Origin of the sequence: Mucilaginibacter sp. NFX135 (assembly GCF_048565145.1) — a bacterium.
Taxonomy (GTDB): Bacteria; Bacteroidota; Bacteroidia; order Sphingobacteriales; family Sphingobacteriaceae; genus Mucilaginibacter.
In genome coordinates this window covers 1,206,371-1,232,526 of record NZ_CP183412.1, presented here as the reverse complement: position 1 = coordinate 1,232,526, position 26,156 = coordinate 1,206,371, and the positions used below count along the sequence as shown (strand labels likewise).

The 26,156-nt window shown below is 44.9% G+C and carries 23 protein-coding genes; 10 read left to right on the top strand and 13 right to left on the bottom strand.

Annotated features, from left to right (window positions below):
- The first annotated feature begins 87 nt into the window (after nucleotides 1-87).
- Nucleotides 88-1,572 carry an aldehyde dehydrogenase (NADP(+)) gene (locus ACNURT_RS05385; RefSeq protein WP_419700864.1) on the top strand — a complete coding sequence of 495 codons (1,485 nt, stop codon included), beginning with the start codon at nucleotides 88-90 and terminating at the stop codon, nucleotides 1,570-1,572.
- A 209-nt stretch (nucleotides 1,573-1,781) separates the two neighbouring features.
- On the opposite strand, the gene ACNURT_RS05380 is transcribed toward ACNURT_RS05385, so the two are convergent.
- The gene (locus tag ACNURT_RS05380; protein ID WP_419700863.1) at nucleotides 1,782-2,678 is read right to left on the bottom strand and encodes a LysR family transcriptional regulator; all 897 of its coding nucleotides are present in this window, start codon (nucleotides 2,676-2,678) and stop codon (nucleotides 1,782-1,784) included.
- 100 nt (nucleotides 2,679-2,778) lie between these two features.
- Here ACNURT_RS05380 and ACNURT_RS05375 point away from each other — a divergent pair, with 100 nt between their 5' ends.
- The 3 genes from ACNURT_RS05375 (at nucleotide 2,779) to ACNURT_RS05365 (ending at nucleotide 4,370) form a co-directional block, all read left to right on the top strand.
- Nucleotides 2,779-3,417 (top strand): NAD(P)H-dependent oxidoreductase, encoded by a 639-nt coding sequence (locus tag ACNURT_RS05375; protein ID WP_419700862.1) that lies wholly within the window; start codon nucleotides 2,779-2,781, stop codon nucleotides 3,415-3,417.
- Complete coding sequence (locus tag ACNURT_RS05370) at nucleotides 3,389-3,676, top strand: putative quinol monooxygenase (RefSeq protein ID WP_370994872.1); 288 nt, start codon at nucleotides 3,389-3,391, stop codon at nucleotides 3,674-3,676. The genes ACNURT_RS05375 and ACNURT_RS05370 overlap by 29 nt, the downstream gene beginning before the upstream one ends.
- A 328-nt stretch (nucleotides 3,677-4,004) precedes the next feature.
- Nucleotides 4,005-4,370 carry a hypothetical protein gene (locus ACNURT_RS05365; RefSeq protein ID WP_419700861.1) on the top strand — a complete coding sequence of 122 codons (366 nt, stop codon included), beginning with the start codon at nucleotides 4,005-4,007 and terminating at the stop codon, nucleotides 4,368-4,370.
- 21 nt (nucleotides 4,371-4,391) lie between these two features.
- Here the strand turns inward: ACNURT_RS05365 and ACNURT_RS05360 are convergent, their stop codons facing one another.
- Complete coding sequence (locus tag ACNURT_RS05360; protein WP_419700860.1) at nucleotides 4,392-5,207, bottom strand: hypothetical protein; 816 nt, start codon at nucleotides 5,205-5,207, stop codon at nucleotides 4,392-4,394.
- Nucleotides 5,208-5,430: 223 nt separating this feature from the next.
- Between ACNURT_RS05360 and ACNURT_RS05355 the strand changes: the two genes are divergently transcribed.
- Nucleotides 5,431-6,459, top strand: a complete 1,029-nt coding sequence (locus ACNURT_RS05355; RefSeq protein ID WP_370994875.1) for a sensor histidine kinase — start codon at nucleotides 5,431-5,433, stop codon at nucleotides 6,457-6,459.
- Nucleotides 6,456-7,172: a LytR/AlgR family response regulator transcription factor gene (locus tag ACNURT_RS05350; protein ID WP_370994876.1), complete on the top strand. Its 717-nt coding sequence runs from the start codon at nucleotides 6,456-6,458 to the stop codon at nucleotides 7,170-7,172. Before ACNURT_RS05355 ends, ACNURT_RS05350 begins: the two co-directional genes overlap by 4 nt.
- Before the next feature lie 159 nt (nucleotides 7,173-7,331).
- Here ACNURT_RS05350 and ACNURT_RS05345 read toward each other — a convergent pair whose 3' ends face one another.
- Complete coding sequence (locus tag ACNURT_RS05345) at nucleotides 7,332-9,971, bottom strand: ligase-associated DNA damage response DEXH box helicase (protein WP_419700859.1); 2,640 nt, start codon at nucleotides 9,969-9,971, stop codon at nucleotides 7,332-7,334.
- Nucleotides 9,972-10,277: 306 nt separating this feature from the next.
- Here ACNURT_RS05345 and ACNURT_RS05340 point away from each other — a divergent pair, with 306 nt between their 5' ends.
- Nucleotides 10,278-10,868 carry a hypothetical protein gene (locus ACNURT_RS05340; protein WP_419700858.1) on the top strand — a complete coding sequence of 197 codons (591 nt, stop codon included), beginning with the start codon at nucleotides 10,278-10,280 and terminating at the stop codon, nucleotides 10,866-10,868.
- Nucleotides 10,869-11,151: 283 nt separating this feature from the next.
- Here the strand turns inward: ACNURT_RS05340 and ACNURT_RS05335 are convergent, their stop codons facing one another.
- The 4 genes from ACNURT_RS05335 to nagB form a co-directional block, all read right to left on the bottom strand.
- Nucleotides 11,152-14,022: a M16 family metallopeptidase gene (locus tag ACNURT_RS05335; protein WP_419700857.1), complete on the bottom strand. Its 2,871-nt coding sequence runs from the start codon at nucleotides 14,020-14,022 to the stop codon at nucleotides 11,152-11,154.
- A gap of 67 nt (nucleotides 14,023-14,089) precedes the next feature.
- Nucleotides 14,090-14,596 (bottom strand): DUF2059 domain-containing protein, encoded by a 507-nt coding sequence (locus tag ACNURT_RS05330; protein ID WP_419700856.1) that lies wholly within the window; start codon nucleotides 14,594-14,596, stop codon nucleotides 14,090-14,092.
- 2 nt (nucleotides 14,597-14,598) lie between these two features.
- Complete coding sequence (locus tag ACNURT_RS05325) at nucleotides 14,599-15,714, bottom strand: acyltransferase family protein (protein ID WP_419700855.1); 1,116 nt, start codon at nucleotides 15,712-15,714, stop codon at nucleotides 14,599-14,601.
- Nucleotides 15,715-15,974: 260 nt separating this feature from the next.
- The gene (nagB, locus tag ACNURT_RS05320) at nucleotides 15,975-17,897 is read right to left on the bottom strand and encodes a glucosamine-6-phosphate deaminase (RefSeq protein WP_419700854.1); all 1,923 of its coding nucleotides are present in this window, start codon (nucleotides 17,895-17,897) and stop codon (nucleotides 15,975-15,977) included.
- A gap of 208 nt (nucleotides 17,898-18,105) precedes the next feature.
- Between nagB and ACNURT_RS05315 the strand changes: the two genes are divergently transcribed.
- From ACNURT_RS05315 to ACNURT_RS05305, 3 genes are all read left to right on the top strand, one after another.
- Nucleotides 18,106-19,299: an anhydro-N-acetylmuramic acid kinase gene (locus ACNURT_RS05315; RefSeq protein WP_419700853.1), complete on the top strand. Its 1,194-nt coding sequence runs from the start codon at nucleotides 18,106-18,108 to the stop codon at nucleotides 19,297-19,299.
- A 45-nt stretch (nucleotides 19,300-19,344) separates the two neighbouring features.
- Nucleotides 19,345-19,584: a hypothetical protein gene (locus tag ACNURT_RS05310; protein WP_419700852.1), complete on the top strand. Its 240-nt coding sequence runs from the start codon at nucleotides 19,345-19,347 to the stop codon at nucleotides 19,582-19,584.
- 280 nt (nucleotides 19,585-19,864) lie between these two features.
- Complete coding sequence (locus tag ACNURT_RS05305; RefSeq protein WP_419700851.1) at nucleotides 19,865-21,370, top strand: NAD(P)H-hydrate dehydratase; 1,506 nt, start codon at nucleotides 19,865-19,867, stop codon at nucleotides 21,368-21,370.
- 350 nt (nucleotides 21,371-21,720) lie between these two features.
- Here ACNURT_RS05305 and ACNURT_RS05300 read toward each other — a convergent pair whose 3' ends face one another.
- The 6 genes from ACNURT_RS05300 to ACNURT_RS05275 form a co-directional block, all read right to left on the bottom strand.
- Nucleotides 21,721-22,542, bottom strand: coding sequence for an anti-sigma factor (locus ACNURT_RS05300; protein WP_419700850.1), 822 nt, complete (start codon nucleotides 22,540-22,542; stop codon nucleotides 21,721-21,723).
- Between the two features lie 4 nt (nucleotides 22,543-22,546).
- On the bottom strand, nucleotides 22,547-23,098 hold the full coding sequence (locus ACNURT_RS05295; RefSeq protein ID WP_419700849.1) for an RNA polymerase sigma factor: 552 nt from the start codon (nucleotides 23,096-23,098) through the stop codon (nucleotides 22,547-22,549).
- 24 nt (nucleotides 23,099-23,122) lie between these two features.
- Nucleotides 23,123-24,007: a lipoyl synthase gene (gene lipA, locus ACNURT_RS05290; protein ID WP_370994888.1), complete on the bottom strand. Its 885-nt coding sequence runs from the start codon at nucleotides 24,005-24,007 to the stop codon at nucleotides 23,123-23,125.
- Between the two features lie 182 nt (nucleotides 24,008-24,189).
- Nucleotides 24,190-24,519, bottom strand: coding sequence for a bacillithiol system redox-active protein YtxJ (ytxJ, locus tag ACNURT_RS05285; RefSeq protein ID WP_419700848.1), 330 nt, complete (start codon nucleotides 24,517-24,519; stop codon nucleotides 24,190-24,192).
- 249 nt (nucleotides 24,520-24,768) lie between these two features.
- Nucleotides 24,769-25,263, bottom strand: coding sequence for a 6,7-dimethyl-8-ribityllumazine synthase (gene ribH / locus ACNURT_RS05280; protein ID WP_090472642.1), 495 nt, complete (start codon nucleotides 25,261-25,263; stop codon nucleotides 24,769-24,771).
- 135 nt (nucleotides 25,264-25,398) lie between these two features.
- Entirely contained in the window at nucleotides 25,399-26,076 is a 678-nt protein-coding gene (locus ACNURT_RS05275) for a tetratricopeptide repeat protein (RefSeq protein ID WP_419700847.1), read from the bottom strand.
- Nucleotides 26,077-26,156: the final 80 nt, after the last annotated feature.

Sequence of the window (26,156 nt, the reverse complement as noted above, 5' to 3'; positions counted from 1 at the left end):
AATTTTATTGAACCTTGTTTAAATATCTTTGTTAAAAATATTTGCGGCTAAGGCCGCTTGTATGATCATCTATTATAAACATCTGTCATGGCTAACCCATTTAAAGAATCCAGTGTCGACGAAATAAACCAGGTAATGCAGCGCTCATACGTGGCGTTCGAGATCTACAGAAAAAAAAGCATCGAAGAAAAGAGCAAGTTTCTGGATACTATAGCCCAGGAGATTGAGGCACTGGGTGATGCCCTGCTGCAAAAAGCATCCGAAGAAACTAACCTGCCAATTCCCCGCCTCACCGGCGAACGCGCCCGCACTACAGGACAACTGCGCATGTTTGCCACCATGCTGCGTGAGGGTAGCTGGGTAGAGGCTACCATTGATACCGCACAGCCAGAGCGCACACCGCTACCCAAACCTGATCTGCGCAAAATGCTGATTCCACTGGGACCTGTGGTGGTTTTTGGGGCAAGTAATTTTCCCTTCGCTTATTCTACCGCTGGCGGCGATACCGCAAGTGCACTGGCTGCGGGTTGCCCGGTAGTAGTAAAAGCCCATCCTGCCCATGCCGAAACCTCAGAAATGGTATATGAGGCTATTAAAAAAGCTATAGCCATCTGCAATATGCCCGCTGATGTTTTTAAGCATGTACATGGTACTTCTTTCGAAAGCGGCAAGGCGTTAGTACAAGCTGAGCACACGGCGGCCGTAGGTTTCACCGGCTCAACTGCAGGTGGCAAGGCCCTGTTTGCTTATTCGGCACAAAGGGAAAACCCCATACCGGTATTCTCCGAAATGGGCAGCATCAACCCGGTGATCTTTTTACCGGATACTTTGCAAAAAAACACAACCGACCTGGCCGCACAATACACTGGCTCCATTACACTGGGCATGGGACAGTTTTGCACCAATCCCGGACTAATGCTTGCCATAGAAAGTCCGGCCCTGCATGATTTCCTGGAACATTTAAGCACCGGTATCAAAGCGGTACAACCTGCCAAAATGCTGCACGCCGGTATCCACACCGCATATCAGAAAAAAAGCACTGCCGCACTTAAGCAAAATGGAGTGGCCTTGGTTGAACAGGCCGAAGCAACAGCCTATGATATAGAAGCATTGCCTATTATTGCCCAGGTAAGCGGCGAAACGTTTTTGCAGAACCCGCTGCTGCACGAAGAAGTTTTTGGCCCGTACTCGCTCATGGTAAGCTGTCGTGATGAACAGGAACTGATAGCAGTTTTAAAGTCCGTATCTGGTCAGCTCACTACCACGGTAATGGGTACTGAAAAAGACCTCACCGATCATCCCGAGCTGATAGATCTGCTGCCATCACTTGCCGGTAGAATATTATTTAATGGTGTACCTACCGGGGTGGAGGTTTGTGCCAGCATGGTACATGGGGGCCCTTCGCCTGCTACAACCGATAGCCGCTTTACCGCTGTTGGCATTAATGCCGTAAAACGCTGGGTTCGCCCGGTATGTTACCAAAACTGGCCGGATAATCAACTGCCGCTGGCTCTGCAGAATGCCAATCCGCTGGGTATTTGGCGCATGGTTGATAATGAGTGGAAGAAGTAAAAGCCTTCCGCACCCTCTCCGAGAGGGGGCTTTTAAACCATGTCACGAGCGCAGCGTTGCAATCTCTATAATTCAAGTTGTCATCCTGAGGAACGAAGGATCTGTTCGCAGACATTTCTATAGCATAATAGATTCTTCGCTATGCTCAGAATGACAATCTTTATTATTTGTACTTCGTCGTTCCTCCTCGTATGACGTAATGGAGTTATCTATGCCATTTCCTTTATAAAAATTTCCTTGGTGCGCTCAATTTCTTTAGCGTAAGTAGTTTTCTTGCGCATGGAAAAATACAGGGTGTTCTCTACCTTCTTCCGGCCTTCCCATATCAGCTTTACATCTCCGTTTTCTATCTCCCGCTTGCATAAAAAATCAGGGATCACCGCCAGACCTGTGCCGCTACTCAGGCAGCGTACTATCGAATTTAAATTCGGTACAATAAAATTGGGCTTAAAGTTGGGCCTCCGGTTAAAGTTGTTATACCAAAAACGCAGCCAGTGCTCCATATCGCCGGTAGTGCCATACCAGCGCTGCGCGGTAAGCCATTGTTCTATACCGGCTATATCATCCTGTGCCAGTAGTTTGTCAAATTCGGCACAGTCAATATTTTTACCGGCCACCAGCACAATGGTTTCTTTGGAAAAAGGGGTGTATTCGATGCTTTTGTTACTACCCTTTTCGGGGGTGATGATGAGGTCGAGGATGCCATTGTCCAGGTCGGCCAGCATCTGCGGGTATTCACCAAACTTAATGATCACATTAAAAGGTAATGTTGCCAGGTAGGGCTCCAGCGTGATCTGGAAAGTTTCAAAACACATGCCTATGCTGATGGTGGGCGTATCTTTTTCGGTACTGCGATGGAAATGCTTTTCGGCCGATTCCAGTTTTTCCAGCGCTTCCTGGATATAGTTATACAGGATCTTGCCGCGCTCAGTCGAAACCATTTTACGTGAGGTACGGTCGAACAATTTATAGCCCACATAAGCCTCTAACGAACTGAGGTGCAGGCTCACGCCGGGTTGCGATACGTACAGTGCCTCGGCCGCACCGGTAAGGGTTCCTGTTTCATATATCGCTTTAAAAGTACGGTACCATTCTAAATTTACCATAACTTAACTATTATAATTATGATACAAATGTATGATTTAAATTATTTTAATAGTAGATAAATCTGGCATAATTTTGTGTTATCAAAATTTAAAATAAAACATGAAAAAAATATTTGTAATAAACGGAGGTCAAAAATTTGGTCATTCCGGAGGTAAGTTCAACAAAACCATCAGCGACGTCAGTGTCGAATTTTTTAATAGCCAGCCTGGTTATGAGGTAAAATATACCGATGTTAACGACGATTATGATCCTGCCGAAGAGGTTGAAAAATATGTTTGGGCCGACGTAGTGATCTATCACATCCCTATCTGGTGGTTCCAGGTGCCTCACGCGCTGAAACAATATATAGACGTGGTGTTTACCGAAGGACACGCTAAAGGTATTTATCACAGTGATGGCCGTTCATCAGCCAACCCGGCTATCAATTATGGTACCGGCGGTATGCTGCATGGCAGGCAGTATATGTTAACTTCATCATGGAACGCCCCTCGTGAAGCCTTTACATTGCCCAATGAATTTTTTAATGAAACCAGTGTGGACGATGGTGTGCTGTTCGGTTTTCACCGGATGAATGCCTTTACCGGAATGACACCGTTAAAAAGCCTGCATTTTCACGATGTAGAAAAAAATGCCAATATTGAACGCGATTTGCCCGTTTATATCAATCATCTTACTGAAAATTTTATCACCCATACAAAAACACAACAATATGAGCATTTACTTAACTGCAATAGTTAAAAGCATCCCCGGCGAGGCCGAAACTTTAAAAGCGCATTTACTGGAACTGGTAAGCCATTCTACCAAAGAAATCGCTTGCCTCCAGTATGATCTGCATCAGGCCGATGATGAGAACACCTTCATTTTTCACGAAGAATGGAGTGATGCCGCCGGTTTGGATTTGCATAACAGCCAGCCGCACATCCAGCGCTTTATCAGCAACACCGCCCATCTGCGCGATGGTGATATTTTGATTTACAAAACACAGCCGGTAAAATAATGGCGGGCAACCGGCTTACATTTGCGGGATTTAAAGAGCCTCACCTAAATCCTCTCCAAAAGAGAGGATTTAGGTGAGGCTCGTCTTCAGCTTTCTTTGGCGGGTAATCATCATGACGTATGCTATCGGGGATAAAGCATGTAAAAAAAGACGAATGAAGGAGGTTCCCCCGGAGCCAAAAGATTGTTTATCTATTTTCTATAAACAGGATGTTCCTCTGGAGCACCATGTTTTCAGGACTCCGGTTTAAAGGTCATGAAGTAAAACTTTCTATGTCTGGCGTAAGGGTAAACGCCCATGTTTGGTGTCACAGCCTTAAACAACAAACATGGAAAGAGTCCGCGAAACAATTATTGCTTTACTGATGATCTTTTTACTGATAGGAACACTGATCGTCATTTACAGTTTATTGATCTGGCAGGAACTGCCCAAAATACTGACACTGGTTTTGCTTTTTTCACTGGTATTACTAAAAAGCAGTATTGCTCATCTGCATCATGATCAAACCACCCGTGAATTAACTTACACTGACGCCAGGGCCATTAAGTTCTTTTTACTGAGCATACTCAGTGCCTTTTGTGTAGTGATATTTATTTCGTACTTGCTTAAAAGTCAGCAGCAGGCAGCCGAACTGGCTTTTGGAACAAGTTTACTGACTATAAAAAAGGCGCTCGACTTTTTGCCTTCCGACTAACCCTCTGTACACAAATGCTTTTTATTGCTTAAACCTTTTCATCAGATCAGGTGTCATCAGGGGCAGTTTAATTTTATAGCGATAGCCGCCATCAAAAGTATCCTCCTCCCTTAAAAACTCGTGGCCTTTTTTGCTTATCCAATAGGTTTCGGTATAGTGCTTGCCCTGATATTCGCTCTCGGTAAACAGTTTCCAGCAGTCAACTTTGTCATTATTCAGCGTGCTCAGCATCTCGCTGCCGGTTACCTTATAGGTTACATATTCAGGTGGTGCCAACCCGGCATCGTAAAAATTAATTACAAAGGTTTTACCTGCTGCAAGGGGCAGCATTTCAAAAGTTTCAATATCCAGGTTCCAGTTAAAATTGGGCTGCTTAAATACCAGCGAAAAATTTTTAGCTGTATTACCTTTTACACTATCAGCCCCGGTAATTTTATCCACGCCCCAATTATAAGCCTTTGTTTTATTGTTAATAGTTTCTGTATGGTAAAGCGGTGCAAAATCAGCCATTCTGTTAACTGAGTATACCGAGCGGTAGGCAAGCGTATCGCTGCCAAACCAATGTTGGTTTATGGTAAATACCTTTTCGCCGCTGCGGCTTTCAATAGCGGTATTACGTATCCAATACCAAAAACGTAAGTTCTTTTTGTTGTTCAGCATCTGAAAATACACCAGATACTGCCGGTTGCCGGGTTTCAGTACTTGTGTCAAGAGCCGTTTATCAGTCAGACGTATGGTATCGGTCTGTGCCCATACCGGTTTCAAATTACCCATTAATGCCCATAGCAGGGCTAAAGTGGTAATTATAAATTTAAAGATGGAGCAGTCAGTTCTCATGATAGTTAATGGTTAAAGATTATTGTATGATCAAAGCTGTTGTTTATATACTATTGTCAAAAATCATTTCAACTGTCATGGGGCTATTTTTAACCAGGAAGGTCATATGTTCAACAAGGGCATTACAGGCCAGGGAATTGATTGTCAAAGCATATTAGTTGAATAAAGCCGGGTAAGCGTTGAAAAAAGACCACAACCCCAAAAAACCTTTGTAATTTTAAGCATGATGCAAGTGTTTAAGGGTAAGGCCACTATTACCCAGCTCCAATGGCTGGTCTGGATCTCCGTTTATATTATACTCTTCCTTTCCTTTACCTCCATGGATGGTATTAAGGAAAGTGTGTTTTACACCAACATGTATATTGTTTATTATGTATTGATCATATACGGCAATATCCGCTTTCTGTATCCCCGTTTTTATGAAACCCGCAGGTATGTTTTGTATGCACTACTTTCCCTGCTCCTTTTATTTGTTGCAGGGATGGGTAGGGGTTATTTGAGCACCTACTTTTATAACACCTATTTTGCCAAACCCGGACAAGCCGAGCCGATAACATTTCCCGCCTTATTGAAATTTGTTTTGGGTGGCGGCCTCATATTCGCGCTCAGCTTTATATTCCGTATAGCCATCGCTTATTTTAAATTAAAGCAGCAAACCGAAGAGATCATGGTGCAAAAAAGCCAGGCCGAGCTCAACCTGCTCAAATCGCAGGTACAGCCTCATTTTTTGTTCAATACACTTAACAATATTTATTATGAAGCTTACCGCGAAGCTCCGCGAACAGCAGCGCTGATTGAGCGCCTGTCAGACATTATGCGTTATTTTTTAGATGAAAGCCCGTTGGATGAGGTTTCCATTAACACCGAGGTTAAATTTCTGGAGAATTACCTGGAGCTGGAAAAGATCCGCATCCGTCATGAAGTGCAGCTTACCTTCACAAAACAATTTAATACCGACTTGCGTATCCCGCCTATGCTGCTGATGACTTTTGTAGAGAATATTTTTAAGCATGGCATCGATAAATCAAGCCTGGATAACTGCATCAAAATTTCACTGGTTCAGGAGGATAATTACCTGATGTTTGAAACCGTGAACCGGATCTACGACAAACCGAAGCAAAACGGCAGCAATGGATTTGGCATCACTAATTTACGCAAAAGACTTACCTTGCTCTATCAAAATAATTTTGAACTGGATACCCATAAGAACGAACAATCATTTACCGCTTTTTTAAAGATCCCATTAGCGTGAATTTAAATTGCATTATTATTGACGATGAACCAAATGCGGTAAAACTGCTCGAAATGCTGATCGGTCAAACTACGCAATGGCAGCTTTTAACCAAATGCTATAACGGGCTGGAAGCGCTCGCTTTTTTAAAGGAGAACAAAAACAAGGTTGATTTTATATTTTTAGATATCAATATGCCCCACCTGAGCGGGATGGAACTTGCCGGCTTATTACCCTCCGACACCAAAATTGTCTTTACTACGGCTTATTCCGAGTTTGCTGCCGAAAGCTATACTTTTAAAACCATCGACTACCTGCTGAAACCTATTACCCTGAAACGTTTCCTGGCGGCACAGCAAAAAATAGAATTTTACTTTGGTAAGGCCCCGGCTGCAGTTGCCATGCCTGTACAGTCTGATCAGGAATATTTTTTTGTAAAATCGGGCAAGGTGCTGCGCAAGATCCTGCTGGAACATATTCTTTACTTTGAAGGCGAAAAAGAGTATGTGCGGGTTGTTACCCAAACCGATCAGCTGTTGATCTACCGCAGATTAAAAGATATTGAAGAGCAGCTTACTGTTCCTTTTGTGCGGGTACATAACTCTTACATCGTCAATACCAAGCAACTCAACAAGATACAGGACAACCACATTTATATTGGCGATAAGCATATCCCCGTAAGCGAAAAATTTAAGGATGGCTTTATGGCGGTGATCAATCAAAGGATATTTTGAGGGGTACAGACATAAATAATTTGCCATCCTGAACGAATCTAAACATCTGATAATATCACATTGCGGAGAAGAACAACGAAAAAATCTCCTTGCATACATTTACTTGGTATGAGATTGCCCGGCTATTGCTTATAATAATGACCTGTATTTTTTTAACCTCTAAAACCCCTTCTTCCTTGTAACTCCAGGCTTCCGGATTTTCCGTTCAGCGGGTTCTGCAAAACCTTCAGCGCCGTAGTTGCGGGCCATTTTGGCAATACGTTCTTCGAGTGTTTCGGTGGTGAGCCGTTCACGTCCCAGGCTATCAACCATGATAGGGAACGCGAATGGTGTTGGCCGTTCGATAGTTTTGAGGATGATATTTTGGGTGGCGATGCGCTGCAGGGCTGCTCTTAGCCTAAACTCTTCTAACTGAAAGGCCAATGCTTCGTTGTAGGCTTGTCGTACCAGCAGGTTGTTGGGCTCATACTCAGAAAACACTTCAAACAGTAACGATGTGGATGCCTGCAGGTGCCTGTTTTTTACGGGCTGGCCAGGATAACCGGTAAATACCAGTCCGCCGATATGGGCGATATCTCTGAAACGCCGGCGGGCCATTTCGTTGGCGTTGAGGCTGTGCTGGATATCATCCAGTAGGTTATCTATCGAAAAAAAGCCTGCATCTTCCAGCACCTGTTCAATCGGCACATCTTCATCGGTCAGCAGCTCAAAGCCATAATCGTTCATGGCGATGGAGAAGCTGGCCGGTTTTATTTTGCTGATGCGAAAGGCCAGCAGCGATGCCATACCCTCATGTACCAACCGCCCTTCAAAAGGATAAAACAACAGGTGGTGCCCTTCGCGCGATTTGAACGACTCGATCAAAAACTCATGACTCTGGGGCAGGTGCGAAAGCTGCTGCTGCAGATCGAAAAGTGGTTTAAGGGCGATCACTTCTTCGTCCTTTTCTACCCCGTGCGCTACCTCATCCAGCTTGTCTCTAAATACAGCCGCCAATTGCGATGATAAGGGCATGCGGCCACCGTTCCAGCTGGGGATAATGCCCTTAGTGGAGTTTGATTTTTTGACATAGGCTGTCATTTCTTTTACCCGGATAAATTCCAGGCTGCGCCCTGCGAACCAGAACGTGTTACCGGGTTTCAATCGGGATATAAATGATTCTTCGATAGTGCCAAGGCTACCGCCGCTGAGCCATTTTACACGTATGCTGAGATCGCTGGTAATAGTGCCGATACTGAGGCGGTGGCGCATGGCCACGCGCCGGCTGTTTACTTTGTACAGGCCATTCTCTACCTCCACCTTTAAAAACTCATCGTACTGGGCCAGTGTTTTGCCGCCGGTGGTGATAAAATCGAGCAACTGGCCAAACTCATTTCGGGTAAGGTCGGCAAAGGCGTAGGTGGTTTTTATTTCTTCGAACAATTCTTCTGCCCTGAATCCATCGGATACTGCCAGGGTAACCATATATTGGATCAGTACATCCATAGTGAGCAGCATGGGGTCGCGGCTTTCAAAAATACCTTTTCTGATGGCCTCTTTCAGGGCGGCGCCTTCCAGCAGTTCCAGCGAATGGGTAGGTACAAAATAGGCCCTTGATACCGCACCGGGATGGTGACCGCTCCGGCCGGCGCGCTGCATAAAACGAGCTACACCTTTGGGGCTGCCTACCTGAACCACGGTATCAACCGGGCGAAAATCGACCCCAAGGTCCAAACTGGAGGTACATACTACCAGTTTTAAAGCTTCGGCATGCAGGGCCTGTTCTACCCAGTTGCGCAGTTCGTTATCCAGCGAGCCGTGATGCATGGCCATGATACCCGCATACTCGGGGTAATTATCCAAAATGGCATGGTACCAGATCTCGGATTGTGACCGGGTATTGGTAAATATGAGCGTGGTTTTGCTGCGCGCCACAATCTCCATCACTTCGGGCAGCAGCTTTAACCCGATGTGTCCGGCCCAGGAATAGTTCTCGACATTTTCCGGGATAATAGACCGGATATCCAGCTTTTTATCCAGGTTGGCCCGCACCATTTTGATACGCCCCGGCGGGAAATCATTACCTAACAAAACTTCGGCGGCCTGCTCCAGGTTGCCAATGGTAGCGCTGATACCCCAGATGCGAAGCGGGGTGCGGAGGTTCGGGGAGTCGGGTTCGAGGCCCGGGGAACGAGGCGCGAGGTTTGAGTCGGAGTTTTTCCATGCAGTTTTATTTTCATTTCCCGCACCCCGCTCCCCGCTCCCCGCACCCAAAACTTTCAACTTTGACAATCCCAACTCCACCTGTACGCCGCGTTTGGTGCCCAGGAGTTCGTGCCACTCGTCGATCACAACAACCTGTAAGCCGGCAAATATTTTGGGATACTCCTTTTGTGCCAGCATTAAGTGCAGGCTTTCGGGGGTAGTGAGCAGTACTTCTGGCAGTTTTTTCTTGAGGGCCTGTTTTTCGGCGGCGGGAGTATCGCCGGTGCGGGTGGCGATGTGCCAGGGCAGACCAATTTCGTCGCAGGCCTCCTGCATAGCCTTGCGGATATCGTTGGTGAGCGCGCGCAAGGGTGTTATCCACAGCATAAGCAGGCCATTATTTTTCTGGGTAGTATAGGTATCAGGATGCTGGTTGATGAACCCGGCCAGAAAGGGCAGGAACAGCGCGAAGGTTTTGCCGCTGCCGGTAGGCGCGTTGAGCAAACCGGAGTAACCCGAAAGGTACGCTGTCTCCATTTCCTGCTGAAAGGGAAATTGCTGCCAGTTTTTTTGCCTGTACCATTGCTGTATAACCTGTTGGCCTTTGGATGTCATTTATTTGTTCAACAAATTAATGTTAATTTGGTTAGGTATCAGAATAGGAATCAAATAATTTGTCGTATAGTCGACCCGACCATCGCTACGCTTGGTCACCCGCTTTTCGCCTTTAGCGGAAAGAGGGGATTTGAAAATATGAAAGATAAAAATAATAATTTTTCACCCTCTTTGCCGCTTGCGGCAGAGAGGGTCGTCAAGCGAAGCGAAGACGAGGTGAGTCGTTTGACGGCATGCTACCACGAAATTTTCTTATACATATATCAAACTACCCAACAAAATAAATATAATACCGTTATGAAAAACATGATGAAGAATACCATACTATTATTATGCTGCGCCGCCTTATTTGCCTGTAAACAGCCGGCGCAAAAACAAAACAGCGCTGATACTACGGCGCAAACTGCCGATACAGCTAAAGCCAAAACCGCTATAACCAATAAACTGATCACTCCGGGCAGAAGCATTGGTGACATTGTATTAAGCGGGGATGTGGCCAATGTGAGCCAGCTATTGGGCCGGCCCGATAGCTCGGATGCGGCCATGGGAAGTTCGCTAATGGTATGGCACAAAGCCGGTGGTTATCGTACCAGCGTATTTGCGCACCGTAAAATGGGTGATAAGGATGAGATCATTAGCCGCATACAGAAGGTACTGGTTAATTCGCCGGAGTATAAAACAGCAGAGGGGCTGGGCGTTGGCAGCAGCCTTGACGAGATTAAAAAAAGCTATAACCTGAAACCAACCAGCGATTATCAAAATAAAACCGGCAAAGTACAGGTTTATACCGACCTGGATAAGGGTATCTCTTTTGAGATAGATGCCACCGGTAAGTGTGTAGGCGTGGTGGTACATCAGCTACACGATACGTCCGTTGCTTATTTAAATATGCATTGAGAACTTAGCAATATTATCGGACATATAAACCTCTCTTAAAAAGTTCTTTCGCATGTTTGTCATTTCGAACGAGGGTACGAGGAGAAATCTTCTTCGACAAGCAATTTGGACTTTTTTCACAGCAAAAGATTTCTCTTTCGCACAACGCTCATGCCGGCCCGTGCTCTATCGAAATGACATGCTTTTTATGTATGGTAAAGAGCATGAGAAATAAAGAAGCTACAACCAAAACGCCCCGCCGGGTTGACCGGCGGGGCGTTTTTAATTATATCCCTGATAGAAATTATTTCTTTTCAGTTTTCTCGGGCATTAATACCAGTTTGATGTAGTTTTTACCGCTCAGGTATTTGTTGGCGGCATCTTTGGTGCTTTGAACGGTTACCTGGTCCAGGCTGCTTACGTGGTTCAGGATCTGGTCGGGGTTCTCTTTGTTTTGCAACGAGGAGGCCAGATAGCTTGCCCAGAAAAAGTTTTCTTTCAGTTGTTCTTGTGTTGAACGGGCTTCTTTAGCCACAAATTTCTGGATGTCTGTTGGCTGGGCGCCGTTCTGTTTAATCTTGCCAATTTCTTCGATGGTGGCATTAATCAGCTTATCTACATTTTCAGGAGCGCAACCAAAGTAAACCGAGATGCTGTACCTGCCACCCGGAATTTTACGGTAAGAGGCACGTACCCCTGGTGAGTATACACCGCTTTCCTGCTCGCGTAAGCGCTCTATCAACTTAATATTTAATACTTCTTCCAGCGCGTCCATTTGCAGGTTGTTGGCATCGTTATACTCATAATCGCCACTAAAAACCAGCTGCACACTGCTTTTTTCGCCCACGCCTTTATTTACCGTAGTGTTGATGATGCCTGCCGGCGGATGGATCCCCAGGTCCTTATAAGTGGTATTGCTGTTGGTTGATGGCAAACCGCCCAGGTAATGGGTTAGGTATGGTTTAATGGTTTCGACATTGAAATTGCCGACCAGGGTAAAGGTGAATCCGCTGGCGTCGGCAAAACTGCTTTTGTAAAACGCATAAGCCTTATCCAGAGTAGCCTTGTTTAACCTGTCGATAGTGGTTACCATCGACCTGAAATTATGGTTGCTCAAAACAGCCGATACGGTATCCTGGAATACATTTACCGGGTCGAGACCGCGATTGGCCAGCAGCGACCGGGTTTGATCAATTTGCGATTGCCAGATATCCTTGTCCTTACGTGGCTGTGTAAAATACAGGTAAATAAGCTGCATAGCCGTTTCAAAATCTGCCGGCGACGAATTACCGTTGATACCCTGCGCATATTCGCTGATATAAGGCGAAATATTTACATTTTTACCGGCAAGCTTTTTATCCAGCTGGCCCTGGTTAAACTGGGCAATACCACTGCTGCTTACTATTGGAGCAGCTAAATTGGCCGAAGTAAAATCATCATCATTAGCCAATGATGTACCACCAAAGGAGTAGCCGTTGATCAGGATCTGATCGTTACGGAAATCGGTAGGTTTTAAAACCACTTTCACCCCGTTGCCTAAGGTAAGGGTAGTTGTGCCGATGGCCTCATCCTTTACTTCGTTAACCACGTTGGTACCATCAGGAAGCTTGCTGATCAGTGGATCAGACGATACATTATCCACATAAGCGGTTACATTTTGCCCGGCCGACGCTATCCATTGTAATATGGTTTTTTCGTCGGGCAGTTTGTCTTTATCCTTATCTGGTCCTTCCACAATCACCACCCGGTTTTGGTCGCTGATGAATTTGCCGGCAAGGGCATTCATTTCGGCAAGGGTTATTTTGCCTATGTTATTGATATAGAAATTGTATTCAAAGTCAATACCGGGAATAGCTTCGCCGGTTAAAAAATTTTGCTGGTATTCCCTCACAAAATTTACCGAGCGGGTTTTATCACGTTCTTTATAAGCGTTGCCTATACCTACCAGGGCATCCTGTTTGGCGCGTTCAAGTTCGGTAAGGGTAAAGCCAAATTTGCGCGCGCGTTCGGTTTCGGCAACTACAGCTTTAACAGCGGCTTCCAGCTCGCCGGGTTTAGATACGGCTATAGAGGTAAACGCGTCCTGTTCGCCAATAAAGCCACCATAGCTGGAGCGGCCATACAGGAATGGCGGATTAGGCTTTTGCAACAGCTCGCCCAAACGCGCGTTCAACATCTGGTTAAACAGTTGCTCGCGTATTTGCTGCATATAATCGGTAGTGGTTTTGGTAGGCGCTCCGGGGTGTTTTACAATGATCTGAGCAAGCGTATACGGAAACTCTTTATCAGTAGCTATTTTAACCGCGGTGCCAGGTGTTGGCGGTACGGTATATTTGGTGCGTGGTTTTTCACCGGTCGGATTTTGCAAAGGTGAAAAATTTTGTTTGATGAGCTCTTCTACCCGTTTAGGATCAAAATCGCCCACGGCTATCACCGCCTGCAGATCGGGGCGGTACCAGTCGTGATAAAAGCTTTTGATGGTTTCCGGTTTAAAATTTTTCAGAATATCCTCTTTCCCAATAGGCAAACGCAGGGCATAGCGCGAATTATTCAGCAGCACTGGTAAAGTTTGCAGCTGTAAACGCTCCTGCGCGTTTTTACCGCGCAGGCGTTCTTCTTCCAATACCACGCCGCGTTCTTTATCAATTTCGCCGGGGTCAAAGCTTACATAACCGGCCCAGTTGGCGAGTATTTTAAAACCGTTCTCAAATATCTTAACCGTATCCGAAGGGATAGGCAGCTGGTATACGGTTTCATTAAAGGATGTATAGGCATTCAGGTCGGCGCCAAACTTTACGCCCGATTTTTGCAGGTAATCAACCATGGCATTCTTTGGGAAATCGCGGGTACCGTTAAAAGCCATATGCTCGGTAAAGTGGGCAAGACCCTGCTGATCGTCAGTTTCCAAAACCGATCCGGCTTTATTCACCAGGTATAGTTCGGCCTTGTTCTTAGGCTCCACATTTTTACGGATGTAATAAGTTAAACCATTGGGCAACTTACCGATGATCACCTGATCATCAACGGGCAAGGTGTTACCTTTAGCAGCGGCTTGTGCTGCAGCTGGTTTGTTTTTTGTCGATGCGGCCGGCTTTTTCTTTACTTGTGCTATGGCGCTTCCCGAGCTGATAATCACTGCCAGGGCAACTGCAGAAAGCTTTAGGTTTAAATTCATATAGTTTTAGTGGAATATATTAATGCTAAGATGCAAAACGAAATTCTTAGTTACAAATTACTAAATGTTAATTATTCTTTTGGGCCGGAGCTGCGTCGGCCTGAAACGCGTCCTTCATCATTTGCTCCAGCTCCGGGCGATGATCGGCAACTGCTTGTTGCCCCAATAACATCCCCTTTTGTATCAGAATTGGGGTTTTAACACTCACTTTTTTTCCGAGCGGGGTACTATAAAAAGCAGTTAATTGTTTAAGCTCATCCTCGGTAAATTCAGCCGCATAGGTTTTGTCAAGTCGATCTTTCAGGGCATCCCAGGTGAAGTACTTAGCCATAAAAGCGTTCATTACTTTTACGTATGATGCCCGGTTTGCCTCGGGTATCTGTGCGCTTGAGGCATCTACCATTTTATTTAATATATCGCCAAATTGAGCGCTCACTCCTGTAGCTATCAAATATTGCTCGGCAGCCTTCAGGTGCGATGGTTTAAAATCGGGAGAAGTAGTTTGCGCTTTTAAATGAGTGGCAAACAAAAAAACAGTTGCCGTAAGGATGATAAGGTTGAGTTTTAATTTCATGTTTATATTTTGATAAAGATCTTTTTGATATAGAACACCCACATCACCAGCCACAGGATAGCTACTGTAAATATAGCGCTGGCCAGCGAAGCATTGATGGGCGAAAAGAAAGGTACAAATAAGGTTTGATAAATGGATGCCCCGCCAATTTTGATCATCCCCATATAATGCGGGATATAACCGGATAATACATAAGCGGTAATGGCATTAGCTCCAAAAACCACAAAAAAGTAGGTGAACCGTTTACGACCCTGTACATCAATGAGCCAATAACACAGGGCCAGGGCAATAGTGGCCAGTCCGCCGGTGTATAGCACAAATGAGCTCGTCCACAATGCTTTATTGATGGGGAAAAACAGGTCCCAGATCAGCCCCAGTAGCACAGCAATTACGCCATAAGTAAACATCCAGCTTACCTTAACATTATCGTCGCGGTCTTTACGTTTTAACCAGCTGCCTACCCGTATGCCAAACAAACCTGTAGCCAGGGCTGGTATAGTGCCAAGCAAACCTTCGGGATCCCAGGTATGCGATTCGCGCCAGAGGTGGTTGGTGCCAAACACCAGGCGATCAATCCAGGCACCCATATTGGTTTCGGGTTTCAGGTTGGCATAACCTACGCCGGGAACCGGTATGCAGGTCATGATGATAAAATAACCGATGAGTGCGAGGGCAAATATCCAGTCGCGGGTTTTTTGCGATGTTTTGAGGTAAAGGATGGTACAGATAAAATAAACCAGCGCGATACGCGGCAAAACGCCAGGCAGGCGTAAATGAGCCAATCCTCCATCCGGATGAAAGATCAACTGCGTGATCCAGGGAATAGCGATCAGGATAGCAGTACGGCGCAAGGCGCTTAGCAACAGTTTGCCATGCGGCATGGCAGCCTTTTTACTTTCCATGGCATACACCACAGAAACCCCCACCATAAACAGAAAGAAGGGAAACACAAGATCGGTAGGTGTACAACCATCCCATTTAGAATGTTCCAACGGCGCATAAATATGTCCCCAATCGCCGGGATCATTTACTAATATCATGGCGGCGATGGTAGCTCCTCTCATCACGTCAAGAGAAATTAGTCTTGAGTTTTGGATTTTATTTTGCGTGGCGGTCATTAGGTTTTCGTTTTATTTTTAATTCCCTCCCCACGGGAGGGGTGCGGTTGGCTTGCGCGCAAAGGCAGGGAGGGGTTTCATTAAGCGCACATACCCAGGCTTTTTTTTATTCCCGTTGCCTGTGTCCTCACTGGCTACTATTTCAATTGGTAAACAAATCGGCTGTGAGGACACAGCCGATGGGTGCATATAAACGCGAAGAGATTGCCACGCTCCGCTCGCAATGACATGTTGTTTGTCTACCACGTCAAACGTATAACCTAAAATATATAACGCTTAAACGCCTCCATGGCTTCATACTCTGCGAGTCCGAGGCGGTCATAACGCTGGGCAGTGTCACGGGTACGGTCCTCGGCCCTCACCCAGAATTCCCTTGCATCATCACCCGGGAACACGGGACGATCTTTTTGCGACTGATGTTTAAAAATGGCATTGCGCTTACGGATCACCTCCTGTGGCGAAAGCGGCACGGCCATTTCAATTTCATAGGTTTCAAACTCATGCCATGCACCACGGTACATCCACAGCCAGCAATCATCCACCCAGGCTTCCTTACCTTTCAGGCGTGCCAAAGCAGCCAGGATAATGTTGAAACAAACCAGGTGCGTGCCATTCGGATCGGCAAAATCACCGGCAGCAAAGATCTGCTGTGGTTTTACTTTTTGTAACAGTTCAATGGTTAAAAGGATATCTTCCTCACCCACGGCGTTTTTCTTGGTTTTGCCGGTTTCGTAAAAAGGCAAAGCCATAAAATGGATATGGTCATCCGGCAAACCCGCGTAACGGGCACCCGAGATAGCTTCGGTCTTGCGAATGAAGCCTTTTACATTGCGGATCTCCTGGGTATCGATCTGGTTAGGCTGTTTCTGCGGAAAGAAAGCCCGCATCTCTTCATACAGTTTTTTCAGGTGACCAGGATCTTCACCGATACTGTTGGTAAAATCAATGGCAAACTCCATATAACGTAACACATCATCATCCCAAACGGCGGTATTACCCGAGGTTTGGTAAGCCACGTGCACATCATGCCCCTGATCTACCAAACGGATAAATGTACCCCCCATCGAGATCACATCATCATCCGGGTGGGGTGAGAAAATGATCGAACGCTTTTTGGCAGGCAAAGCTCTTTCCGGGCGCTGTGAATCATCCGCATCCGGCTTGCCACCCGGCCAGCCGGTAATGGTATGCTGGATCTGGTTAAAAATATCAATGTTGATGTTGTATACCGGACCCTGTTCCACGGCCAGCTGCGCCATGCCATGGTTATTGTAATCTTCCTCGGTTAGTTTCAATACCGGTTTACCGATCGTATCCGCCAGCCAGATCACCGCTTTCTTCTTCAATATATTATCCTCCCATGAACAATCTTTAACCAGCCATGGGGTATCAAAACGGGTGAGTTCCGAAGCCGCGGCTTCATCCAGTACAAATTCTACATGGTCTGACAATTGCAGGTAAGTAGCCGGTACTTCGCCAGACATTTCGCCTTCCACCGCTTTTTTGATGATCGGTGCTTTTTTCTTGCTCCAGGCCATCAGGATAATTTCACGGGCTTTAAAAATGGTACCGATACCCATGGTGATGGCTTTGGTAGGCACGTTGGCCTTGCCGCCAAAATCACGGGCGGCATCACTGCGGGTCAGGTCATCCAGGGTCACCAAACGGGTACCCGAGTTAGGTGCAGAGCCCGGTTCATTAAAACCGATGTGACCGGTACGGCCAATACCCAGGATCTGGAGATCCAGGCCACCCAGTTCTTCGATCTGGCGCTCATAGTTTAAACAGAAAGCCACCACATCATCTTTATCTAAAGTACCATCAGGGATGTGCACATTAGCTTTATCGATATCTACATGGCTGAAAAGGTTTTCATACATGAAAGTGACATAGCTTTGGGCCGCGTCAGGTTTCATGGGATAATACTCATCGAGATTGAAAGTGATCACGTCACGGAAAGACAGCCCCTCCTCCCTGTGCAGCCGAACCAGTTCATTATACACACCGATGGGGGTAACACCGGTAGCCAAACCGAGCACGGCTTTTTCACCGCGCGATTGTTTGTCGCGGATGAGCGCTGCAATGCGGGCAGCCACCGCTACCGAGGCTTGTTGCTGGGTTCCATAAACGCTTACCGGCAGCTTCTCGTACCGGGTCTCTTCCAATAAATTTAATCGGGCCATGTATCAGTATTAATAAGTTTATATGCTTGTTCCAAAACAAATATATCAGATATTTATGTAGTGAGGGCATTAATTTCTCTTACTTTGATTCGCAAACGTTTGTGTAAAGTCCGTCTCCCGATAGCTATCGGGATGCAGAAGGGTTGAGATGCGGCCGCTTATTAATTTAACTTTTGCAAAGCCCCGCAACAAATTGTAATTTAAAGCCATGTTACCGTTCAATCAAAATCTGCAGCAGCTGTTCCATATCGCCCAAAAAAATAAAAAAATGGGTATTGGTCTCATGTCAGGCACTTCGCTGGATGGATTGGACATTGCTTTGTGCAGTTTTACCGGTAGTGGCCTGCAAACCCAGTTCGAGTTGCTGCAATTTATCACCATACCTTATCAGCAAAGTTTTAAGGATGAAGTGCAACAGGTTTTTGCCCGCAAAACGGCCGACCTGGAGCAGGTAACTTTACTGAACGCTTTTATAGGTAATTATCATGGCGAATTGGTTTTGGAAGCGCTGGCCGGCTGGAACATAGATGCAGGCACGGTTGATTTTATAGCCAGTCATGGGCAAACCATTTACCATGCCCCCCAACGCCTGCATCACCGGGTCAATTATCCCAACGCCACCCTGCAAATTGGCGATGGCGACCACCTGGCGGTAAAAACCGGGATATTAACCATCAGCGATTTCAGACAGAAACATATTGCCGCCGGTGGCGAAGGTGCGCCTTTGGCTTTATATGGCGATGTGCTGTTAGGCAGTAAGCCCGGTGAAAACCGGATATTATTAAATATAGGGGGGATAGCCAATCTCACCTATCTGCCTGCGGACGGCGATGCTACTCAAATCTTATGTACAGATATCGGTCCCGGGAATACATTGATCGATGCGGCATGTCGTAAATTTTTTAATACGGCGTATGATAAAGATTCGGCTATTGCCTATAGCGGGAAGGTAAACGAGGATCTGCTCCGGGCATTGCTCAATCATGCTTTTTTTGAGGAAGCAGCTCCCAAAACCACGGGACCCGAATTATTTGGTTTAACTTATGTGGAGCAGGCGCAGTTACGAACAGGGACGGAACATATTAAAAATGAAGACCTGGTAAGTACACTAAGCATGTTTACCGCGGTAGCTATCGAGCATTTTATCCGGACAAATATCACGGCCCATGATCTGCACGTATTTATAAGCGGAGGTGGTGCCCGAAACCCTTTTGTGGTTAATTATTTAAAACAGGCATTAGCCGATACCCTTATTGCCGATACCGGCAGTCTGGGGATTGATCCCGATGCCAAAGAGGCTATACTATTTGCCCTGCTGGGTAACGAGGCCCTGTGCGGCGAACCTATGACCATTGGTAATAACCCCGCTGTGCTGATGGGTAAGTTTAGCTTTGTGCATTAAACTTGTAAAGCAAAATATTACTAATGAATTCGTTATATTTGAATTATGGGAGCGGAGGAATTATCGTCGGATGCTTTAAATGAACAACAGGCATTGATGTTGAGGCTATTAAAAAAGCCCCTGCCTGAGGCTGGTTTTGCAGAGATCAGACGTTTCGCCGTAAAATTGTTGTCAAGGCAATTAGACGAAACTTTAGAGAACTGGGAGAACAAAGAGGATATTACCGGGCAAAATTATTACAAGTTAAGTAAAGTACACTTTCGTAGCCTCTCCAAAAAGCATTAATGAAAATTGTGCTTGATTCTGCTTATAAAGAAGTTATCTTTTGAGGGTTTGGCTAAAGCCGCCTTTTACCTCCTCCATCCGTCCCATAAATAGGGACGGCAATGAATGGAAATATTTAAGCCCCTTATATTTATCATTGCCGTTTGGCTTTAGCCAACGGATTACAAATAGAAACCTATAAGGCTTTAGCCTTAATTGGCTTTTGATATTCATTTTGATACCCAGATTTGAAAATCATTCTTTACAAAACAAAACATATAATTCCTTACTTTAGAATTATATGCTGCCTTTATTAGTTGCCGACCAAATACGCCAGGCTGATGCCTATACCATAGCCCATGAGCCCATCTCCTCTGTCGATCTGATGGAGCGGGCTTCTAAAGCATTTGTGGGCTGGTTTATCAATCACTTTCCGGATAAAAAACAATCGATCAGTTTTTACTGTGGCACGGGCAACAATGGCGGCGACGGGTTGGCTATTGCACGCATACTCCATCAGCATCAGTATAAAAAACTGACTGTCAAAATTGTGCGTTTCAGCGATAAAACCTCTGCCGATTTTGACATTAACCTCGGGCGCTTAAAGCAAACCGATATCCCGATAAGCGAAATAAATAAAGGCGATGAGTTGCCGGATGAAAGCAGCGCCATCATTATCGATGCCCTTTTAGGCAGCGGACTGAACAAACCGCTTACCGGCGATTATGAGCGCCTGGTTAAACATATCAATGCCCTAAACAAAACAGTGGTGGCTGTTGATGTACCTACAGGGCTTTTCTGCAACGGAGAGATACAAGCGGACGCCACAGCTATTGAAGCCGATCTGGTGATAACCTTTCAGCAACCCAGGATCAACTTTTTGCTGCCGGAGTCAGCCCAGTATATTCATTGCTGGGAAGCGGTAAATATTGGTATCGACGAAAAGTATGTACGATCCATAAACTCACCTTACCAGTTTATAGAGGAAAAGGATGTGAAGACCTGGCTGAAACCACGGCGGCATTTTAGCAACAAAGGTACTTACGGACATGCCCTTATCATAGCCGGGCAGGCCAAAACCATGGGGGCGGCACTACTATCCGCTTCTGCCGCGGTACATGCGGGCGCAGGTCTCACCACAGCTTGTGTTCCCGAAAGCGGCCTTACTGCCCTGAACAGTTATCTGCCGGAGATTATGGCCATCGTGCGTAATGAAAATAACCTGCCCCAAATAGAATGGGATAAATTTAGTTCGATAGCCATTGGACCTGGTTTGGGTAAGGGTGATGATGCACTTGAATTACTATCAGCCGTAATCAAAAACCATAAAAAGCCTATCGTTGTTGATGCCGACGCCCTTAATTTGTTGGCAGAACATCCGGAGCTATTGAAAAAATTACCGGAAGGGAGTGTGCTAACACCCCATATGAAAGAGTTTGATCGTTTGTTCGGGGAGCATAAAAACTGGTGGCAGCGGTTGCAAACAGGTATGGAGCAGGCTAAAAAGCTGAATCTTCATATTGTTTTAAAGAATGATTATACCATAACCCTTTCGCCAGAAGGGCAGGCTTACTTTAATTCATCAGGTAATGCGGCTATGGCATCAGGTGGGATGGGTGATGTGTTAACCGGGATCATTGCGGCTCTGCTGGCTCAAAAATATACGCCTCTGCAAGCCTGCCTTACCGGTATCTATATACACGGCAAAGCCGGCGATGAATTGGCCTTGCCAAATAGGTTGAATGTGGTTTTGCCAGGTAAGCTCACCGCGCAATTGCCAATAACCATGGCCAAATTAATAGCATAAAAAAAACGGTTGCAAGTATTGATACAACCGTTTTTGATTAACTATTAACTGATCTTATAAAGAACTAAATACTCAAATTTATGGTGTTAGATTTATGATATTCGTCAGGTTTTTCGATCTAACTATACATAAGACGCACTAACTACCCTAATAGTTACAAAAAAACAAATATTTTGTGTTGATTTTGGTTAAATAATTGTTAAATAACATAATAAGGCGCTGGTTTGTTTACAAAAGTAACCAGAAACAGCTTAAATTGAGCTAAAAAATGTGTTAAAATTTGTTAAACTGGGAAGGGGCTATAGGAGCCATAATATGACAAATGCAATAAAACAGGAGAATAACGAGGATCAGAATTTACCCAGAACCACCATTTGATCCATGGTAGGGTTTATGCTGCCGCCTTTAGGTTCAAGGGTTACGGCAAAAGCATCTGCAAGCGCAATCGACTTCATCTCCTTCATACCTGTCGAATCGTTTTTGGCGTCAAAAACACCAAGGTCAACCGGTTTTCCGCCTACCAATGCCCAAAGCTGGTATTGATGGTCTTTATCATTCTCCGGCAGTTTGACATTCCCCATATCTATCATCACTTTTTTCCTGGCCGCGCTAAATGCCACTGTTACAACCGAGGCTGGAGTTTCGGCTGTTCCCTGTAGTTTTAATAGTTTAAAAGATGGGTCGCGGAAAATGCCCAGTTCCCTGTCCATTAAGTTTACACGATTGCTGAAATGCTGGTTTTGCACCTGTATAGCCTCCAATTGGTTGTTGGATTGCTGCAACCGCGAGTAAACGCTTACCAAAGCAATGGTACTGGCTATTAACAAGGCCAAACTGGCCGCAAAGGCATATTTATAAAAATTGGTTTCTTTACGGGCGGTTAGCTCAACCACTTTATGATTAACTGAGTGTGGCTTTTCCGGGAAGTTATTATCGTCGCCAAAATTAGTGAGGATACTGCCCATTACCCGGCTACGTAAATTTTCTGATGGTTCAACGGCATTTTCCAGAGCATATGATTCCAGGGAGCGCTCAATTTCATCCAGCTCCGCTTTCACGGCAGGATGCTTTTGGGCCATCTCTTCTACTTGTAACCTTTCGTCGGGGCTTACATCCCCCAGAACGTAAAGTTCCAATATCCCCGATTCAATATATGCTCTTATATCTTCCACTACTTCAATTAAAATTTTTTCTGAGTTGCTGTATCCCCATGCGCAACCGCGTTTTTATAGTACCAAGCGGAACGCCTAATTCATCAGCAGCTTCCACATGCGTGTAACCTTTAAAATACACCAGATCGATTATTGATTTTTGTTCAGGCCTTAATGTCTCAACCAGATCTTTAATACCCATCAACTCAGGCTTGTAAACTGTACTGTTTTGTTCGTCAATAGCATTTACGGTATTTTCAATCTCCTGGTTTTTATGCTGGTTTTTAAAATCCTTTGATCTGATCTTATCTATAGCCAGGTTACGTGCGATATTTACCATCCAGGTAAATAAGCGGCCTTTTTCAGTGTTATAGCTGGAGAAGGAGTGCCAGATCTTTACAAAAGTTTCCTGTAAAACATCTTCAGCAATGGCGGTATCAACAACAATACGTGAAATTACGCCGAACAGTGAAGCAGAATACATATCATATAAAGCCTCAATAGCTATTTTTTCATGATTTCTCAATGAAAGAACCAACTGCTCTTCGGTCAGCGATATTTTATGTTTCTTACTCAACAGTGTGAATATATAAAGGAATTATCACATATCAAACAGATGCTTTTCTGCATGATAGGATGAACGTACCAATGGGCCGCTCTCTACGTATTTGAAACCTTTATCTAATCCAAATTGTTTTAAGCGGGCAAACTGATCAGGGTGTATCCAGTCAATTACGGGGTGGTGGTTACGGGTAGGCTGTAAGTACTGGCCTAAAGTAAGTATGTGTACGCCGGCCGCCAACAGATCGTCCATGGCCTCTAAAATATCATCTTCGGTTTCGCCCAAACCCAGCATAATGCCCGATTTGGTGCGTAAACCAGCTTCTGATACATGTTTTAAAGCTTCCAGGCTACGATCGTACTTAGCCTGGATGCGTACCTCCTTAGTAAGGCGGCGTACAGTTTCCAGGTTATGCGATACTACCTCGGGGCGGGTTTCCAGCACACGTGCCAGGTTATCCCAATTACCCCTAAAATCAGGCAGTAAAGTTTCTAATGTAGTATCAGGGCTTTCGCGACGTATAGCGTTAATGGTTTCGGCCCAGATTATGGATCCGCCGTCTTTTAAATCGTCACGGTCGACAGAGGTAATCACACAGTGTTTTACCTGCATTAGTTTTACCGAAGTAGCTACACGGTTTGGTTCGTCTACATCAACGGCTAATGGTCTGCCGGTTGCTACGGCACAAAATGAGCAGGAACGGGTGCAAATATTACCCAATATCATGAAGGTAGCAGTACCGGCTCCCCAGCACTCGCCCATGTTAGGGCAATTACCACTTTCGCAGATGGTATGCAGCTTATGCTCATCAACCAAACCACGTACATGCGTATACTCTTTTCCAATGGGAAGCTTAACCCTAAGCCAATCAGGCTTACGTTGCGGTTGTTGGCTCACAGCAGGAACTACCGGTAATTCAATCATGATGCAAATGTAGTTAAAAACCAAATAACCCTTTATGGGCTACAGCGCAAGTTTTACGAATAAATTATAATACAGATGTGCAGATTTAAAATATGCAAATGTGCAGATGAAATTAATAAATCAGTCTTGATTAAGAAATTGCCTGCTCTTCAGAAAGTACCCCCTTCAGGGGGATAGGGGACCTAATTTAAAACCGACAGGGCTTCGTCAACCGAGATCTGGCCATGTGATTGATCAAGCACGCATTCACCGTCTTTGATCAGCAGCAACTGCGGTGATTCATGGTGTACCTGGAAAATTTCGGCTACTTGTTTTGACAGATCACGATAGCTGATCAGATCTAAGAAATAAAGGGGCATGTCTTCCGGAAGATCATCCCAGTCCAACTCAAAACGTTTTTTTGCCATCATGCTGATGGAACAACGGGTACTATGTTTAAATATCAGGCTGTAGCCCTGGTGCTGTTTAATGCTATTCAATTGATCTACCGACTCCAACGAAATCCAATTCATAAAGATAATGATATAGTGTACAGTGCTATAAGTGTTATTAAAACACAAAATAACGCAAAAAACTTCCTATAGCTTTAAATGAAAATAAAAAATGACAATTGCCTGTTAACGACGGCTTTTAGGATATGAACCATAAGCCGGGCATAGTTTATTGGAGCATGATGAGATGATGCAGCCAACCGCCAGGGCTATAAACGCTATGTAAATAATTTTTTTCATCGTATTAATTGATACAGGTTTTTACGTTGATCAGTTGTTTAATGTTTCGGCAAGATGTGCCATTTTTATAGCTGTAATAGCAGCCTCATCGCCTTTGTTACCATGTTTACCACCGGCACGGTCAATAGCCTGCTGCTGGTTATCAGTGGTTAATACACCAAATATAACAGGTTTTGAATATTTTATAGCAACATTACTTACGCCATTTGCTACAGCATTACAAATAAAATCAAAATGACGGGTTTCGCCCTGTATCACACAGCCCAGGCATATCACCGCTTCCAGTCCGCCTTTTTTCAACAACAGATCGGCGCCCGAGGTAAGCTCAAAGCTGCCGGGTACCGGGTATACTACAATATTTTCGGGCAGGGCACCATTATTTACCAAACTTTGATAGGCACCCTGGTAAAGCGCATTGGTAATTTCGGCATTCCATTCGGCTACCACAATGCCAAAGCGGTATGGTTTTGCCGATGGGATCTCGGTATTTGAAAAATCAGATAGGTTTTTAAGCTGTGTAGCCATTTTGTTGTAAAGTTAAAAAGTTGAAATGTTTTAAGGTTAAGAACGTACTCCTTTTAAACGCTTAAAGGTTGTAAAATTATGGGAGATTCAGCTCTCATAACATTACAACCTTTAAACATTGCAACCTTTAAACAATTAAAGTTTCGCTTCGGCGCGAGCTATATACTCGTCAATATTTTGTGCTTCGGCGCTTTCAGGATATTCTGTCTTTATCCTTTTGTAAGCCTCAGTAGCCGATTTATTGTCTTTTTGCTCTTCGTAAACCAAGCCTAATTTCTTTAAGTAAAGAGGCGATAAAAATTTATTTTTCGCTTTATCAACAGCTTTGTTAAATGATGAGGCCGCTTTATCATAATCTTTTAGCTCTACATAAGCATCACCCGCGCTGCCCAGTGCTTCTGCAGCTACCATGCTGTCGTCACCGCGATAATTGTTCAGGTTATCAAGGGCTTTACGGTATTCGCCTTTGTTTAAATAAGCGGTACCTAAGTAAAAATAAGCCAGGTTAGCGGCTTTGGTATTGCTGTACTCGGCAATGATCTTTTCAAAACCCGGATAGCTGGCATCGCCTTTTATAGCTTTGTCCCAATCTTTTTTAGCCCAAAAATCCTGCGCAACGTGCATCTGATCGGCAGCCTGAACTTCGCGCGGACCTAAATATAATTTCAGATATAAAAGATAAATAGCAATAAGGGCAATGATGGCCCCACCTATAAATAATAGGCTTTTTTGATTCTCGCGCACGAAATTTCCGCTTTGTCCAAAATTACTTTCTGGTGCTGCAGCTTTGGTGTTCGCCTGGGTTTTTGACATTGTTGTTCTAAAATTAAGTGTGCAAAGTTACGGTTTTCAAAATTTCTGACAATAGCTTTTGTATTAAATCTTTATGGAGA

Coding starts and splice junctions, on each gene's coding strand:
- ACNURT_RS05385 (WP_419700864.1), top strand. CDS start 88: ATGGCTAACCCATTTAAAGAATCCAGTGTCGACGAAATAAACCAGGTA.
- ACNURT_RS05380 (WP_419700863.1), bottom strand. CDS start 2,678: ATGGTAAATTTAGAATGGTACCGTACTTTTAAAGCGATATATGAAACA.
- ACNURT_RS05375 (WP_419700862.1), top strand. CDS start 2,779: ATGAAAAAAATATTTGTAATAAACGGAGGTCAAAAATTTGGTCATTCC.
- ACNURT_RS05370 (WP_370994872.1), top strand. CDS start 3,389: ATGAGCATTTACTTAACTGCAATAGTTAAAAGCATCCCCGGCGAGGCC.
- ACNURT_RS05365 (WP_419700861.1), top strand. CDS start 4,005: ATGGAAAGAGTCCGCGAAACAATTATTGCTTTACTGATGATCTTTTTA.
- ACNURT_RS05360 (WP_419700860.1), bottom strand. CDS start 5,207: ATGAGAACTGACTGCTCCATCTTTAAATTTATAATTACCACTTTAGCC.
- ACNURT_RS05355 (WP_370994875.1), top strand. CDS start 5,431: ATGATGCAAGTGTTTAAGGGTAAGGCCACTATTACCCAGCTCCAATGG.
- ACNURT_RS05345 (WP_419700859.1), bottom strand. CDS start 9,971: ATGACATCCAAAGGCCAACAGGTTATACAGCAATGGTACAGGCAAAAA.
- ACNURT_RS05340 (WP_419700858.1), top strand. CDS start 10,278: ATGATGAAGAATACCATACTATTATTATGCTGCGCCGCCTTATTTGCC.
- ACNURT_RS05335 (WP_419700857.1), bottom strand. CDS start 14,022: ATGAATTTAAACCTAAAGCTTTCTGCAGTTGCCCTGGCAGTGATTATC.
- ACNURT_RS05330 (WP_419700856.1), bottom strand. CDS start 14,596: ATGAAATTAAAACTCAACCTTATCATCCTTACGGCAACTGTTTTTTTG.
- ACNURT_RS05325 (WP_419700855.1), bottom strand. CDS start 15,714: ATGACCGCCACGCAAAATAAAATCCAAAACTCAAGACTAATTTCTCTT.
- nagB (WP_419700854.1), bottom strand. CDS start 17,897: ATGGCCCGATTAAATTTATTGGAAGAGACCCGGTACGAGAAGCTGCCG.
- ACNURT_RS05315 (WP_419700853.1), top strand. CDS start 18,106: ATGTTACCGTTCAATCAAAATCTGCAGCAGCTGTTCCATATCGCCCAA.
- ACNURT_RS05310 (WP_419700852.1), top strand. CDS start 19,345: ATGGGAGCGGAGGAATTATCGTCGGATGCTTTAAATGAACAACAGGCA.
- ACNURT_RS05305 (WP_419700851.1), top strand. CDS start 19,865: ATGCTGCCTTTATTAGTTGCCGACCAAATACGCCAGGCTGATGCCTAT.
- lipA (WP_370994888.1), bottom strand. CDS start 24,007: ATGATTGAATTACCGGTAGTTCCTGCTGTGAGCCAACAACCGCAACGT.
- ytxJ (WP_419700848.1), bottom strand. CDS start 24,519: ATGAATTGGATTTCGTTGGAGTCGGTAGATCAATTGAATAGCATTAAA.
- ribH (WP_090472642.1), bottom strand. CDS start 25,263: ATGGCTACACAGCTTAAAAACCTATCTGATTTTTCAAATACCGAGATC.
- ACNURT_RS05275 (WP_419700847.1), bottom strand. CDS start 26,076: ATGTCAAAAACCCAGGCGAACACCAAAGCTGCAGCACCAGAAAGTAAT.